This is a genomic window from Rhizobium bangladeshense, assembly GCF_001662075.1.
Taxonomy (GTDB): Bacteria; Pseudomonadota; Alphaproteobacteria; order Rhizobiales; family Rhizobiaceae; genus Rhizobium; species Rhizobium bangladeshense_B.
Window position 1 is genome coordinate 14,608 of record NZ_LYPL01000011.1, and the last position, 14,949, is coordinate 29,556.

Here is a 14,949-nt window from a genome sequence, read left to right on the forward strand (position 1 = left end):
GGAATTCATCGGCTCATCCCTTCCAGACGAGATAGGCGCCGAGGACTGCCGAGATTGCCGCCGCAAACCATACCGAAGGCCCGAGCGGCTCGATGAACCGCATCCAGAACAGCGAGAGCGCCACCCAGATCACCACCGAGATGAAGAGCCGGTCGAACCAGTTCGTTTCGATCGGCAGAAAGCCAGGCTTGCGTTCGTCATTTCCTGATGGAGACGTCATGGCTTCATCCTTTCACGGCGCCGAAGGTCAGGCCGGCAACGATGTGACGCTGCACCACCGAAAAGACGATGAGCGCCGGGACCAGTGTCAGCATTGAGATTGCCGCCATGATGCCCCAGGCAGTCCCCGTGGTCGTCACATATTCCGACAGTCCGGTGGTCAGCGTCCGCGCATTGAAATTGGTGAGCGTCGCCGCAAGCAGATATTCGTTCCACGCAAACACCCAGGTCAGGATCAGCGTCACCGCAAGTCCGGGCCGTGCCAAGGGAAAGACGATGTCGTAGAGGACGACCCATGGGCTGGCGCCGTCCATATAGGCGGCCTCATCCAACTCCTTCGGAATGCCTTCCACGGTGGGGCGCAGCGTCCAGATGGCGAAGGGAAGGTTGAAGGAGCAGTAGACGAGGATCATGCCTAGCCGGGAATCGGCGAGCGAGAAGTCGCCGATCTTGTAGACCTGCGTCAGCAGCAGGAAGAGCGGCAGGAGGAAGACCGCCGGCGGCGCCATGCGGTTGGTGATCGTCCAGAAGAAGATGCTTTCCTTGCCGGCGAGGTCAAAGCGCGTCAGGGCGTAGCAGGCAAAAAAACCGAGCGTCGTCACGAGCAGCGCGTTGCCCGACGAGATGATCATCGAGTTGAGCATGTATCCGCGCAAGGTCGGATTGGTCAGCACGTCCTGGTAATTCTTCCAGAAGAAGCTCCGGAGAATGACATCGGGCGTCGAGAACAGGTCGAAGGGCTGTTTCACCGATATGACGAACAGCCAGTAGATCGGGAAAAGGGTCACAAAGCTTATCAGGGTCCACAGGACGGCCGGAAGCCAGGGGTTCTGCTTCTTCATCGCTTCAACCTCTCTTCACGCGGGGCGCAATCAAGCCGACATAGAGCAGCCAGCAGACGACGATTGTGAGGTAAAGGACGATGACGGAGATGGCCGAACCATAGCCGTAATTCGTCTTGGGGAAGACCTCCCGGAAGATATGGACGCCGATGTAGCGGGTCGATGAACCCGGGCCGCCTCCGGTCAGCATCAGGACTTCGTCGACGGTACGGAGCGCATCCATCAGCCGGATGAACACCGTGGCGAGCAAGGCCGGGCGGATCAGGGGGAGCGTGATGTGCCAGAAGATCTGGCTCTTGCCCGCGCCGTCGATCTGCGCCTGTTCGAAGGGGTCTGACGGAAGCGAGACGAGTGCGGCGATCAGCGACAGGGTGACGAGCGGCGTCCAGTGCCAGATGTCCATGATCACCGTCACGGTGAATGCCGCGACAGCACTCTGGCCGATATTCAGATCGTACCCGAACCAGTTCCTCAGTAGATAGGGAATGATGCCGATAGATGGCGTGGTCATCAGCTTCCAGACGGAACCGACGATGATCGGCGCCATGATCAGCGGTAGGGTATGGATCGTGCGAAACACTGCTTTTCCGGGAAAGTCCTTGAGCAGCGCCTGGGCGAGGATGTAGCCGAGGACCAGTTCCGACACGACCGCGAAGAAGACGAATGCCAGGGTTATGCCGAGCGATGCCAGGAATTGCGCGTCGAAGACCAGCCGCCGATAATTGTCAGCCCAGTTGAAGACCATGCCGGGATTGGCCGCGAACGGGTTCCATGCATGGAACGAGACCCAGAGGACGTAGATGAACGGGAAGATCCCGAACAGTCCAAGGATCACTATGGTCGGTGACAGCAACAGCCACCCGAGCTTCTGCGAATGCATCGCTTATCCCCATTGAACGTTATGTGGACGTCCGCTCCGTTCCGGAGGGCAAGATGACGGGTCGTCGGAACGACCCGTCAGTTGGGGAGGATGTTTTATTTGCGATAGCCGAGCGAGGTGAGCTCCTCTTCAGCCTTGGCCGCCATCTGGTCGAGCCCTTCATCGGGACCGATCTTGCCGGTCAGGATGTCATAGAAGATCGGTGCGGTCGCTTCACGTACCTGCGCATGGAAGGGGTAGGGAGGAGCGCCGGCGAAGAGCTTGCCCTCGTCCTTCAGCATTGTGTAGAAGCCGCCGAGCTTGGCGTCCATCTCCTTCACCTTCGGATCGTCGAACGTCGCCGTATTGGTGATGCGCGGTGCGGCGATCGCCCAATCGGGCTGCACTTCGTTCTGACCGATGAATTCGAGGAAGAGCAGCGACGCTTCCTTGTTCTTGGACGTGACCGGCACGCCGAAGGCGCCGCCATCGTAGTAGCCGATATAGCCCTTTCCGGCTTTCGCATCGTCCAGCACGCCCGGCTCGAGCGGCGGCAGAGCAAATCCGACCTGACCGACCACTTTCGACTGCGCCGGATCGCTGGCGATCCACGCGGCGTTCTCACCATAGATCAGCCCCTGGGCGACACGGCCCGCGGCAAACGTCGTTGCGGTTTCCGTCCAGGTTGACTGCGTCGATTCCGGCGGAGCGATGTCGCGCAGGTGCAGCCAATATTTCAGTGCTGCCTTCGCCTTGTCGCCGTTCATCGCGCCGCCATGTTCGACCGTCGCCGCATAATTGTTCTTGGCGTCGATGCCCCAATTATAGACGCCGAAGGTTGGCACGATGGACTCGAAGAATTCATACCACGACGCAGCATGGCCTGTATGTGCCTGAGCAGTCGTGCCCCAGAGCTCCATGCCATTGTCCTTGCCGTATTTCGTGAAGAATTCGGCAATCTGGGTGTACTCCTCGTGGGTGGTCGCCGGCTTCAGGTCCTTGCCGGTTTCCTTCTTGAAGGCTTCCTTGATCTTCGGATCGTCGAAGAGGTCCTTGCGATAGAGATAGGTCTTCAGGAAGGCTTCCATCGGGACGCCGAAGAGATCGCCGCTCGTGTCCTTGAAGTAGTCGGCAAAGCTGGTGAAGTTCGCATCGTCGTAGGTCGGGGCTTTCAGATCCGGCTGGTCTTTCAGCGTCTTCGTGATGTCGACGAGGAAATTCCTGGCGAGATAGGAGTAGATAATGTCCTGCTCGATGTAGACCATGTCATAGATGCCGGTCTTGGCTTCCATATCCTTGATGGCCTTGTCGTACATCTGATCCCAGGACGTCGTCTCGATGTCGACCTTGATGCCGGTCTTCTTTTCGAATTCCGGGGCAAGCACGTTCTTGATGTAGTTCGATGGCGGGGTGCTTTCGGTGACTCCGTGCAGGGTCACGCCCTTGAATTTAGCGCCGGCGTCTGACCAGAAATCGGCCCAGGCCGGTGAAGCGGTGGCGGCGAGGCTGAGCGTCAGCGCAAGCGCGCTAGCCTTCAAAGCATAGTTCATTTCCAATCCTCCCAGAGTGCGGCGAGATCATTTCGCCGGTGCTTTGTGTAGGCCAAAAAAACCGGCAGTGCAACATTTGTTGTCTAAACATGCAAATGCTCTGTCTATCCTATTGATTTTCGCAGAAACTAATTTCCGCAGGAAACCCCGGGGTAGCGTCAAACGAGATAATATGTTGCGTTGCAAGGAACTTTCGCAAAGCAGCAAAAAATTGGCACCATAAATTATTTGTTGCCTAGCCAAACTAAATAGCCTAGCACTGTCCGCAATCAAGGGCATTTCGTGGAGGAAAGGCTAATGCGTCGATTGGGTATCCATTCATTTGTATGGACAGGTGGCCAAACGCAGGAAGGGCTGGAGATGGCCGTCAACAAAACGGCCGAACACGGGTATCGCACGATCGAATTTGCCTATCTGCGCCCTGAGAAATTCAACATCGATCGACTGGCCAAGCTTGCCCAGTCCCTTGACGTCGAGATTGGCGTGACCATGGGTCTGCCGCTCGACAAAGATGTATCGAGCGAGGACAGATCTGTTGTCTCCGCTGGCAAGCAGACGTTGGCCGATGCTGTTCGTGCGGTGCGCGATATCGGCGGCAACAAGCTCGGCGGGATTCTGTATTCCGCGCACACCAAGTACAATCGCCAGCCGACGAGGAAGGGCTGGGACAACAGCGTCGCTGCGATCGCTGCGACCGGCGAAGTCGCCAGGCAGGCAAACGTCGACCTCGTCCTGGAGATCGTCAACCGGTTCGAGACGAACCTGCTGAACACAACGGCGCAGGGGCTCAAGTTCATCGCCGAGACCGGATCGGAGCATGTCCGTCTCCATCTCGACACGTTCCACATGAACATCGAGGAAGCCAACCCAGCCGCCGCGATCCGTCTGGGCGGCGACAAGATCGGCTACTTCCACATCGGCGAGAGTAATCGCGGCTATCTCGGCGACGGCGTTATCAACTTCGACCTGATCTTCGACGCGCTGCTCGACATCGACTACAAGCGCGACATCGTGTTCGAGAGTTTCTCGACGACGGTCGTCGATGAAGGCCTGTCGCTCGCCTGCGCGATCTGGCGCGACACCTGGGAGGATAATGATCCGCTTGCGGCGCACGCGAAGCGCTACATCGAGATGAAATATGACGAAGCCAAGCGTCGCCGCGCCACAAACGCGCGGCCCTAATTATCCTTCTGACAGCCTGTTCCAGTCGTGTAAGGGTTGGGCCGACTGAAGGGAATTAAGATATGAACGACACCGTCTCCATCGGAAGTTCGCCGCGCAGGATCCGACAGAACAATATCGTCGCCGCCTTGCAGACGATCTACGCCCACGGGAGCCTCAGCCGGGCGGATCTCGCCCGCAAGCTCGGCATGAATCGCTCGTCCTCGGGAGAGATCGTCGCCGAACTGACGGAAGGCGGGTTCGTTCAGGAGTCGGACGAGAGCGGTAAGCAGCGCTTGGAGCACTCCCGTGCAGGGCGTCCGGGCATCATGCTCGAACTGGTCCCCGATGCCGCATTCTTCGTGGGAATCGAGATTGGCGTCGAGCATATATCAGCGGTCGTTATCGATCTTTCCGCCGAAGTCCGGGCATGTCGGAAAATGGCGTTCGACACGCCGTCCTCGACGGTGGAGGAGGCCATGGCGCAGGGTGTCGAGCTTATTGTCAGTGCGATGGCAAAGAGGATGATCGGAAAGTGCAAAGGTCTCGGCATATCGACGCCGGCCCATATCCGGCCGGATGGATTTGTCACCCTCGCACCCATCATTGGCTGGCGAGACGTACCGTTGAAGGAGATTGGCCAATCCGCCTTCTTGGCCGCCTTCCCCACCGCCGTGCCGATCGCGGTCGAAAACGACGCCAATGCCTTTGCGATCGGTGACAGCTATCGTCATGGCGCCGCAGGTGTGACCCTGTTCCTGCTCATGGAAACGGGCGTCGGCGGCGGCATCATGATCGACGGCAAGCTGTTCCGCGGCGGTCACGGTCTGGCGGGAGAAATCGGCCACACTTTGGTGCCGGGAAGCGGCGGTCAGAAGTTTGAACAGCTGATCGGTCGCGAGGTGCTTATCAGGCAGTATCGCGAGGCTGTCGCACGCGAGGATGCGGATCTGCAGGAATTCCTCGGCGGCGTTCGCGACCGTGTCCCGGCTGCCGTCAATATCGCCGAAAGCTGGTCGCGGCATCTCGCATACGCATTGCTGCAGGCCTGTCGTCTGCTCGATCCGGACAGGATCGTACTGGGCGGCTCCGTGGCATCGCTTTACCCGATGGTGGCCGCCCGGGTGGCGGTCCACATGGCGGAGGGCCAGAACATCCCTTTCCCCACGCCTGAGATCGTCGTGGACGATGATGCGGAGTTCGGCTCCGCCTTCGGGGCGGCATGTATGTTGCACCAACGCTTTTTGTCGCTGGAGAGCGAAGAGTTCGGCAGCGAGGACAGTGCGCCGGTCCAGTCGGCGCCGAGTTGATGACAAGAACTATCGAAAGCAGGATTGCAAATGGCTTCAGCACTGGCCCCGGACGCGCTTGGTCCCACGGTTTGCGTGGGCGAGATCCTTGTGGAGATCGTCGCCACGACCGTTGGATACGGGTTTCTCGAAGCCCAGCCGCTGGTCGGTCCGTTCGCGAGCGGGGCGCCGGCGATCTTCATCTCGCAATGCGGTCGCCTGGGTGGCAAGGCGGCCATGGTCGGCGCCGTCGGCGATGATGATTTCGGCCGTGTCAATATGGACCGCCTGAAGCGCGCCGGCGTCGATGTTTCGGCGATTTCGATCGATGCGGATTATCCCACGGGAAGCGCGTTTGTCCGCTATCGCAAGGATGGCTCCCGGGATTTCGTCTACAACATCGTCACATCCGCAGCGGCACGCTTCGGCTGGTCTCAAACAGTCGGCGATCTCATCGATCGGAGCGGACATCTTCACGTGATGGGCTCGGCTCTGTCGGTCCCCAGCGCGCGCGAAGTGATCGACAAGGCGGTCGATATCGTCAAGGCACGCGGGGGAACGCTCTCGGTGGATCCGAACATTCGCAAGGAATTGAAGCTGGACAAGGACACCGAGCGCCGGTTTTCCAAGCTTGTGGCCGCCGCCGATCTCCTTCTGCCGTCCGGAGAGGAGCTTGAGCGCGCGGCGGGTGTCGAAGGCGAGGCAGAAGCGATCCGCCGCTTGTTCGAGATGGGCGTCAAGGAGATCGTGCTGAAGCGCGGAGCCGATGGCGCGACCTATTTCGGCGGGCGAGGAGACCGCATCGACGCTCCGGCATTCGTTGTTCAGGAGGTCGACCCCACAGGCGCCGGCGACTGCTTCGGCGGAGCCTATCTCACCTGCCGGCGGCTCGGAATGTCTCAGACGCTAGCGTTGACCTATGCTTCGGCTGCCGGCGCCCGCAACGTGACGGTCCTGGGTCCGATGGAAGGTGCCGGCACCCGGCAGGAACTCGACGCGTTTATCGCTTCAACGGAAAGGCGGCGGTGATGCAGGTGCATCTCAACGAACTGGCCAGGCTGAGGATCGAAGGCTATCCGAAAGGCGTAACCTCTGTATGCTCGGCCCATCCGATCGTGCTGCGCGCCGCGCTCCGGCACGGGCGGCAACAGGGAAGCACCGTCTTGATCGAGGCTACCTGCAACCAGGTCAATCACCACGGCGGCTACACCGGAATGACGCCAAACGATTTCGCGTCCCTCGTGATGAGGATCGCCGCGGAAGAAGGGTGCCCCGACAAACTCATCCTTCTCGGCGGTGACCATCTCGGCCCCAATCCCTGGCGCGACCGCCCGGCGCAAGAGGCCATGGTCGAGGCTGAGAAGATGATTGCAGCCTATGTCGCGGCCGGTTTCCGCAAGCTTCACCTCGACGCCTCGATGGGCTGCAATGGCGAGCCTGAGGGGCTCGATGACGAAACCACGGCCCGTCGCGCCGCCCGACTGGCAGCAGTCGCCGAAGCTGCAGCGAAGAAGGTCGGCGGCGCAATGCCGATTTACGTGATCGGCACCGAAGTGCCGCCGCCGGGCGGAGCCGATCATTCCCTGACAGCGATCGAACCGACGGCTGCGGCAGCGGCACTGAAGACGATCGATGTCCATCGTCGGATCTTTGCGGAGGCAGGACTCGGGCAAGCGTTTGGACGCGCCATCGGGCTGGTCGTTCAGCCAGGCGTCGAGTTCGGCAATCACAACGTCATCCTGTATAACCGCAACAAGATAGACACGCTGAAATCAGTGCTGATCAAGGAGCCGCAATTCGTGTTCGAGGCTCACTCGACGGATTATCAGGGAAGCCGACCGTTGACCGCGCTGGTGGAGGACGGGTTTCCCATCCTGAAGGTCGGTCCCGAGCTGACCTTCGCCCTACGCGAGGCGCTCTATGCGCTGGATGCGATCGCGTCGGACCTCTTGCCCGATTACGGCCAGCGTCCGCTCTATGAGGCAATGGAAGCTCTGATGCTCGAGCAGCCAAGCAATTGGAGCCGCCACTACCACGGGACAAATGCCGAGAACCGCTGGCTGCGGCACTACTCGCTCTCAGACCGCATCCGCTATTATTGGGCGTCTACTGAAGCAAAAGACGCCGTCCGGCGCCTATGCGAGGCGCTTCGATGGCAATCCGTACCACTGCCATTGTTTTGGCAGCATATGCCGGCCGCAAAAGATTTCGCAGATGCGCCGCTCGATCCGGAACAGGTTTTGATCTGGAGAGTGACGAAGTGTCTCTCGGCCTATCACGCCGCCTGCGGCGTCGAGAACAATTAGCAAGCCAAGATCAAGACAGGAGGAGAAACCGATGAACGAATTGAATGGGAAGATTGCGGCGGTCACGGGTGCAGCGTCGGGCATAGGATTGGCCTCGACCGAGGCGATGCTCGCCGCCGGTGCGACGGTCGTGCTGGTGGACCGGGATGAGAAGGCCCTTGAGACGATTTGCGCCCGGCTTGGCGAGCGCGCTATTCCGCTGGTGATCAACTTGCTGGATCTGGACCAGTGTGCGGGCCTGCTCGAAGGCGTCCTGTCGAAGACCGGAAAACTCGACATTCTGCATGCCAATGCAGGCACCTATATCGGCGGCGATCTCATGGAAACCGACCTCGATGCCATCGATCGGATGCTCAATCTCAACGTGAACGTCGTCATGAAGAACGTTCGAAATGTCATTCCTCACATGATCGAACGTGGCACTGGCGACATCGTCGTCACCAGCTCGGTCGCGGGACATTCGGCGGTTCAGTGGGAGCCGGTCTATTCGTCATCGAAGTGGGCGATGACGTGCTTCGTCCAGACGATGCGACGCCAACTTCTGAAAAATGGCGTCCGTGTGGGGTCGGTTTCTCCAGGGCCGGTGATCAGCGCTTTGCTCGCAGATTGGCCGGAGGAAAACCTTCGCAAAGCCAAGGAAGCTGGGGCTTTGATCGAGCCCAAGGAAGTCGCCGACGCGATCATCTTCATGCTGACCCGGCCGCGCAACGTCACCATCCGCGATATCGTGGTGCTTCCCAGCGCATTCGATATCTGAAGGAGCCTGACATGAGCTACCAGGGGAAATTTCGCCTCGACGGCGAATGTGCGGTGGTCACAGGCGGAGGGCGTGCGATCGGCCTGTGCTGCACCGAGGCGCTGGCGGAGGCGGGTGCCGCCGTCGTCGTCATCGAACGCGGTGAGGCCGACGCCCAGCAAGCGCTTGCGCTGCGCGATAAGGGCTACGACGTCGAAGTCCAGGTGGGGGACGTCACCGATGCGGCCCGCATGGATGCGATCGCGACCGAACTTGCCGATCAAGGGCGGCCGGCGACGATCCTCGTCAACAACGCTGGAATTGGCCAGAGTGGCATCCCGGCGGAGGAGCTCTCCGATGCGGACTGGCTGCGCATGATGGACGTCAATCTCAACGGCGTCTTCTGGTGCTCGCGCGCCTTCGGTCGTCCCATGATTTCGCTGAAACGCGGCGCCATCGTCAACCTTGGCTCGATGTCGGGACACATCTGCAACCGACCTCAGCCCCAGACGGCCTATAATGTCTCCAAGGCGGCGGTCCATCATCTCACGCGCTCCTTGGCCGCGGAGTGGGCGCATCACAGCATCAGGGTAAACGCCGTCGCGCCCACCTATATCGAGACACCGATGGTGGTGGCCGTCGAAGCCAATCGCGAGCGGATTCCGCTGTGGCTCGCCGATACGCCGATGGGAAGGATGGGAACGCCGGAGGAGGTTGCAAGCGCGGTCCTCTTCCTCGCATCGGGCGCCGCCAGCCTGATGACCGGGGCAATAGTCAATGTCGATGCAGGATTCACCTGCTGGTAACTTCGGCCTCCAATCTCAACCAGTTTTACAAATCTCCGTGCGATCGGGCCCCCGCATCCAAACTCTTCGATAGGCAATATCCAAAAAGCCCGCCTCGCGCGGGCTTTTTGATTCCAAAACACATCAGAGCAAATCGCTGACACGGTGACTTCATCTTCTCAAGGAAGGCCATACAGAGGCCCGCAATGGCCAGCTTCAGGTGATTCCCAAACAAACCACCGTTTGTCCTGAAGTGGCGCCATACAGAGACGTGCGCATCGAACCAGGCGTCTCGAACGTCCTGAACTCGGACACATTATCGCCAGCGACGACGTAACTGTAATGGCGTTGTAAGAACTGCGTCACCGTTATACTATGTAGTCTGACAAAGTGTACGAGTGCTCAGCGTATAGCCGGAGCCAAAGCCCGGTTGCGCGTTTCAACCCGATGAATAAGTAGCCGCGGATCATGGAGCTTACCGTCGCCCTTGGCCTGATCGTTTTCAAGGTCGCGTTCCTGATTGCGATCTTGCTGCTGCTGCCCTTGCCGCTGACCTGGCTGGAACGCAAGATCGCAGGGCACATTCAGCAGCGGATGGGGCCGATGCGCGTGGGGTGGCACGGGCTCCTGCAGCCGGTGGCGGACGGAATCAAGCTCTTAACCAAAGAGGACCACATCCCGGCCGAGGCCGATCGCTTCCTGTTCAAATTGGCGCCAATACTGGCGCTCGCCCCTCCCTTTGTGGTGTTCGTCGCGATCCCCTTCGGCGAAAGTATCTCGGTCCTCGGCGCCGAGATCACGCTCTACGTCTCCAACATGAATGTAGCATTACTCTTCGTCTTTGCGGTGATCGGGATCGAGGTCTATGGCGTCATCTTCGGTGGCTGGGCCGCTAACAGCAAATACGCGGTCCTCGGCAGCCTCAGGACCTGCGCGCAGATGATCAGCTACGAGATTCCGATGGGGTTCGCGGTGATCGGGGTGGTCATGTTGGCGCAATCCATGAGCCTGCTCGACATCGTGCGGGCCCAAACCGATGTCTGGAACATCGTCTACCAACCGGTCGGCTTCTTCGTGTTCTTCGTCGCCGGATTGGCCGAAGCGCAGCGTATTCCTTTCGATCTTTCGGAAGCGGAAGGCGATCTGGGCGCCGGCTTCCATACAGAATACAGCGGTATCCGCTTTGCGTTTTTCATGGTCAGCGAATATGCCATCGTGTTGCTGGTGTCGGTCCTGGTGGTGATCCTGTTTTTCGGCGGCTGGAACGGCGTCCTAATCCCCTTGCCACCACTGCTCTGGTTTGTGCTCAAGGTCGCATTCTTCGTCTATGTGTTCATCTGGTTCCGCTTCACTTTCCCCCGCTACCGCTACGACCAACTGATGGCGATCGGATGGAAAGTCTTGCTTCCTCTGTCGATGGCGAACATAATTGTAACCGGTGTACTTTTAGGGGCCGTAGCGGCTCCGTAGCGAGGCGGCGATGTCGCGCGCGCAGGACAAAGCTGGAAGATGGATCGGCTGGGCCTTCTTCGCCGATCTGGCGAACGGCTTGGCTCTGACCTTCGGCTACATGTTCTCCAAGCCGGTCACCATGCAATATCCGGATAAGGAAAAGTGGTTGCCCTATTCCCGCTATCGCGGGCATCACTTCCTGAAGCGTGATGAAGCAGGCGAGATCAAATGCGTGGCCTGCGAACTCTGCGCGCGGATCTGTCCCTGCTACTGCATTGAAGTCGTTCCCTATGAGGACGAGAAGGGCAACCGGCACCCGGCCAAGTTCGAGATCGACACGGCCCGCTGCCTGTTCTGCGGCCTGTGCGAGGACGCTTGCCCGGCAGATGCAATCGCGCTTGGCCAGCAGTACGAATTCTCGAGTTTTTCCTCATCCGACCTGGTGATCGGACGAGACGATCTGCTCGCGAAGCCCGGGAAGGCGGCAACCGGCGGCGGCGTGGTTGCCGCGCGCCTGAATACGAAGAAGGACGTGCTCGTCGAAACGAAAGTGACGCAAGGCTACAACTGGTGGCGGAATATTCGCAGAACGTGAAAGCGCTCCAGTTGTACGACAAAAGTGCTCGGACAGGAGGTTTAGATGTTTGTCGGCGATATAATGAAGAACAAAGGTGTCGGTGTCATCACGGTCGCTCCCGATCAGACGATGGTGGAAGTTCTGAGGTTGTTTCGCAGCAACAATATCGGCTTCGTCGTTGTCAGCCGGTCGAACAACGAATACTTGGGAACGCTGTCGGAGCGGGATTGCTGCAATGCGGTGGCGGAATACGGGGCCGAGGCGGCGATGATGCGGGCCGCGGACGTCATGAACCGCAGTGTGGCGACCTGTTCGACACATGATTTGCTACCCGTCGCGATGGGGATCATGACCAATCGACGGACGCGTCATGTGCTGGTCATGGACGGGAACGAGGTTATCGGCGTGGTCAGTATCGGGGACGTGGTTAAACACAGGCTCGACGAAGCACAGCGCACGGAACAGGATTTGCAGGATTATATCTGCGGGAACAGATATCACTGACGTCGCCGGACCGATGTAAAGACGCTTGGACACGGCGGCTTGCCGGGGCCTTGCTATGCCCGACCCAAAACCTTCAGACCCCACGCCAGATCCGGTCCGTGCCGTCGGCATGGAGAATGGAATGAGCCCTCCGGACCTCCACCGGGCACGGGTATTCGCCCCGCCGCATCAGGCTATTGAGCCGCAAGGCTCTATAGTTTTCCGGAATGAAGACGAGGCCATCGGGAAACCGCCTGTCGACCTTGAGCTGTGCCGTCAGTTCGCCCACAGCTGAACTCACGATCACCTGATCGCCATCCGAAAGGCCAAGCTGTGCGGCATCCTGCGCGCTCATTGCGGCATAGGGATCGTTGGCGACCGTGTTCAGGATATCAGACCGTTCGGAAAGATATCCGTTGTGGAACAGGCAGTCGCCGGTGATCAGCATCAGCCGGTCGGCGGCTATCGGGACGGGGGGCGGCGCAAAGAACACGCCGGTCGGTGGTGTTGGCACTGCCTTGGTGAATGCCCCGTCGGCGCCAAGCCCCTCCTGCGTCAATTCCTGATAGCCCGAAACCAGCCGGGCAATCTCATCGAAAATTTCGCCTTGCGTCGAAGGCTGCAGCGCCTGGTTGCGCAGCGCGGCGACGAAGTCGAAGATCGCCAGATTGCCTCGTGCCTCGAAAACGAGCTCACGGAATTTACGAACCTTCTGGATCCGGCCCTCGTTATTGGTGAACGTGCCGGGCTCTTCGCCGTAAGCCGCGGCGGGCAGGACGACCTCGGCCAGCCCGGCCGTGTCCGTAAGAAAGGCGTCCTGGACGATCAGGAGCCCGGCGGCGCCAAGCGCCCGCTCTACGAACGCCCGGTCGGGATAGCTGATCAGGGGGTCGGTTCCGGCAATATAGAGCGCACCCATCTGCCCGCCGACGCAGAGTTCCAGCATGGCATCGAGCCCCGCGCCCGGTTCAGACGGAATTTCGGCGCCCCAGTTGCGTGCAAGAGTTGCGCGCGCCGCATCATCGGCGACCGGCCGCAGCCCCGGCAGAGCCGCGGGCAGCCCACCCATGTCCCAGGCGCCCAGCTGGTTGGCACGGTCGAAGAGGAACTGCATCGCCGGGCCTTTGCCGAGCAGGCGCAGAAGCTGCAGCAGGTTGTTGATCTGCTGCAGCGTTGCCCGCGCGTCGGGTGATCTCAGGAGATCGACGCTGACAAGCACGGTGACGCTGCCAGCTTCCTTGAGCGCGCCCGCCAGACGACCCGGCCCATCACTGGCATCCGCCGCTGACCTCTCGATTGTTGCTCCGATGGCCGCAAGCGCGTTGCCGGGCAAGGCCTGGCCAGCCGCTGTCACGAGTCCGGCTACCACAGTCGCAATGCTTGCCGCCTCTCCGCTGGGCACTGCGCGAACCACCACCCTGGCATCGTCGTCCAGACGGGATGGCCGCGCGGAGAGCATGAGAAGTCCGGCCTGCCGCCGCCGCGCGGCATCGCGCAACAGGTATTCGGTGACCGGGTTCTCCTCGGTCACGTTTCCGCCGACGATGAGTATGCAGTCGTTGCCGATTACCTCGCTGAGCGGTGCGCGGCTGTAGAACCCTCCGACCAGCGGGCCGAGCGTATCGAAGGGCGCGGACCAGCGAGAAGAGCAGTCAATATTGTTGGTCCGGAACACCGTGCGCAACAGCTTCTGGAACTGATAGAGCACCTCGTTGGGCAGTCGCGGCGACGCCAGCCCGCCGGTCGCCTTGCCCTCGACGGCCGATAGCCGCCGGCGCAGATAGTCGCCCGCCTCGTCCCAGGAAACCGGCACCAGGGCGCCGTCACGACGGATCATCGGCCGCTTGATCCGGTCGCGGCTGGTGACGAAATCGAGACCGAAGCGTCCGCGTACGCAGAGCGTTTCGCGGTTCACACCCTCGTCCCACTTCGAGCGCACCCGCATGAACTCACCCTTGCGCGTGCCCACCGTCAGCTGGCAACCGGTGCCGCAATGCGGGCAGACCGTGTCGGTCTCGACCAGATCCCAGGGGCGTGCCTTGTAGCGATAGGGGAAGCTCATCAGCGCGCCGACCGGGCAGACCTCGATGCAGTTGCCGCACTGGTCGCAACTTGCCAGACTGCCCTCGAAGCCGGTGACGGCGGTATCCATGCCTTTTTCGACGGTGCCCAGCGCCACCGCGCCGACGACCTCCTCGCACATCCGCACACAGCGCTGGCATTGGATGCAGCGGTTGACGTTCATGATGACGACAGGGCTGAGACGGATGTCCTGCGAGTGGAAGACCCGCTTGGGGTCGTGGAACTCGCTTTTGCGGGGTCCGTAGGCCATCACCATGTCCTGAAGCTCGCATTCGCCGCCCTTGTCGCAGATCGGGCAGTCGAGGGGGTGGTTGGCGAGCAGCATGTCGAGCATGGAAGAGCGCGTTTCCTCGATCAGAGCTGTGTTCGCCCGCACCACCATGCCCTCGGTGACGGCGGTGGCGCAGGACGGCTGCAGCCGCCGCTGCCCCTCGATCTCCACCAGGCACATGCGGCAGGAGGCCAGCGGCGGCAGACGCTTCAGATAGCAGAAGGTTGGGATATCGATGCCCAAACGCCGGGCGGCCTGCAGCACTGTCGAGCCAGCCTCAACTTCCAGCGTTTGTCCATCGATCGTAATGCTAACCATACTTCCTCGCAGTCCTGTC

14 protein-coding genes are annotated in these 14,949 nt (G+C 60.4%); 9 read left to right on the forward strand and 5 right to left on the reverse strand.

Annotated elements, in window-relative coordinates:
• Window positions 1–13: 13 nt before the first annotated feature.
• The 4 genes from A7X77_RS20765 to A7X77_RS20780 form a co-directional block, all read right to left on the reverse strand.
• Window positions 14–220 (reverse strand): DUF2160 family membrane protein, encoded by a 207-nt coding sequence (locus A7X77_RS20765; RefSeq protein WP_064684738.1) that lies wholly within the window; start codon window positions 218–220, stop codon window positions 14–16.
• Window positions 221–224: 4 nt separating this feature from the next.
• The gene (locus tag A7X77_RS20770; RefSeq protein WP_064684739.1) at window positions 225–1,061 is read right to left on the reverse strand and encodes a carbohydrate ABC transporter permease; all 837 of its coding nucleotides are present in this window, start codon (window positions 1,059–1,061) and stop codon (window positions 225–227) included.
• Window positions 1,062–1,065: 4 nt separating this feature from the next.
• The gene (locus A7X77_RS20775; RefSeq protein WP_064684740.1) at window positions 1,066–1,941 is read right to left on the reverse strand and encodes a carbohydrate ABC transporter permease; all 876 of its coding nucleotides are present in this window, start codon (window positions 1,939–1,941) and stop codon (window positions 1,066–1,068) included.
• A 95-nt stretch (window positions 1,942–2,036) separates the two neighbouring features.
• A complete protein-coding gene (locus tag A7X77_RS20780; protein ID WP_064684741.1) occupies window positions 2,037–3,470 on the reverse strand; it encodes an extracellular solute-binding protein in 1,434 nt (477 codons plus the stop codon).
• A 297-nt stretch (window positions 3,471–3,767) separates the two neighbouring features.
• Between A7X77_RS20780 and A7X77_RS20785 the strand changes: the two genes are divergently transcribed.
• From A7X77_RS20785 to A7X77_RS20825, 9 genes are all read left to right on the forward strand, one after another.
• On the forward strand, window positions 3,768–4,652 hold the full coding sequence (locus A7X77_RS20785; protein ID WP_064684742.1) for a sugar phosphate isomerase/epimerase family protein: 885 nt from the start codon (window positions 3,768–3,770) through the stop codon (window positions 4,650–4,652).
• Window positions 4,653–4,714: 62 nt separating this feature from the next.
• Complete coding sequence (locus tag A7X77_RS20790) at window positions 4,715–5,941, forward strand: ROK family transcriptional regulator (RefSeq protein ID WP_064684743.1); 1,227 nt, start codon at window positions 4,715–4,717, stop codon at window positions 5,939–5,941.
• A gap of 30 nt (window positions 5,942–5,971) precedes the next feature.
• Window positions 5,972–6,949, forward strand: a complete 978-nt coding sequence (locus A7X77_RS20795; RefSeq protein ID WP_064684744.1) for a tagatose kinase — start codon at window positions 5,972–5,974, stop codon at window positions 6,947–6,949.
• The gene (locus A7X77_RS20800; RefSeq protein ID WP_064684745.1) at window positions 6,949–8,226 is read left to right on the forward strand and encodes a class II D-tagatose-bisphosphate aldolase, non-catalytic subunit; all 1,278 of its coding nucleotides are present in this window, start codon (window positions 6,949–6,951) and stop codon (window positions 8,224–8,226) included. Before A7X77_RS20795 ends, A7X77_RS20800 begins: the two co-directional genes overlap by 1 nt.
• 31 nt (window positions 8,227–8,257) lie before the next feature.
• On the forward strand, window positions 8,258–8,983 hold the full coding sequence (locus tag A7X77_RS20805) for an SDR family oxidoreductase (protein WP_064684746.1): 726 nt from the start codon (window positions 8,258–8,260) through the stop codon (window positions 8,981–8,983).
• Window positions 8,984–8,994: 11 nt separating this feature from the next.
• Window positions 8,995–9,768, forward strand: coding sequence for an SDR family NAD(P)-dependent oxidoreductase (locus A7X77_RS20810; RefSeq protein WP_064684747.1), 774 nt, complete (start codon window positions 8,995–8,997; stop codon window positions 9,766–9,768).
• Between the two features lie 447 nt (window positions 9,769–10,215).
• Complete coding sequence (gene nuoH / locus A7X77_RS20815; protein ID WP_064684748.1) at window positions 10,216–11,217, forward strand: NADH-quinone oxidoreductase subunit NuoH; 1,002 nt, start codon at window positions 10,216–10,218, stop codon at window positions 11,215–11,217.
• Between the two features lie 10 nt (window positions 11,218–11,227).
• Window positions 11,228–11,794: an NADH-quinone oxidoreductase subunit I gene (locus A7X77_RS20820; protein WP_064684749.1), complete on the forward strand. Its 567-nt coding sequence runs from the start codon at window positions 11,228–11,230 to the stop codon at window positions 11,792–11,794.
• Between the two features lie 45 nt (window positions 11,795–11,839).
• The gene (locus A7X77_RS20825; RefSeq protein WP_064684750.1) at window positions 11,840–12,280 is read left to right on the forward strand and encodes a CBS domain-containing protein; all 441 of its coding nucleotides are present in this window, start codon (window positions 11,840–11,842) and stop codon (window positions 12,278–12,280) included.
• Between the two features lie 73 nt (window positions 12,281–12,353).
• Here A7X77_RS20825 and nuoG read toward each other — a convergent pair whose 3' ends face one another.
• Window positions 12,354–14,930: an NADH-quinone oxidoreductase subunit NuoG gene (gene nuoG, locus A7X77_RS20830; RefSeq protein WP_064684751.1), complete on the reverse strand. Its 2,577-nt coding sequence runs from the start codon at window positions 14,928–14,930 to the stop codon at window positions 12,354–12,356.
• Between the last annotated feature and the right edge of the window lie 19 nt (window positions 14,931–14,949).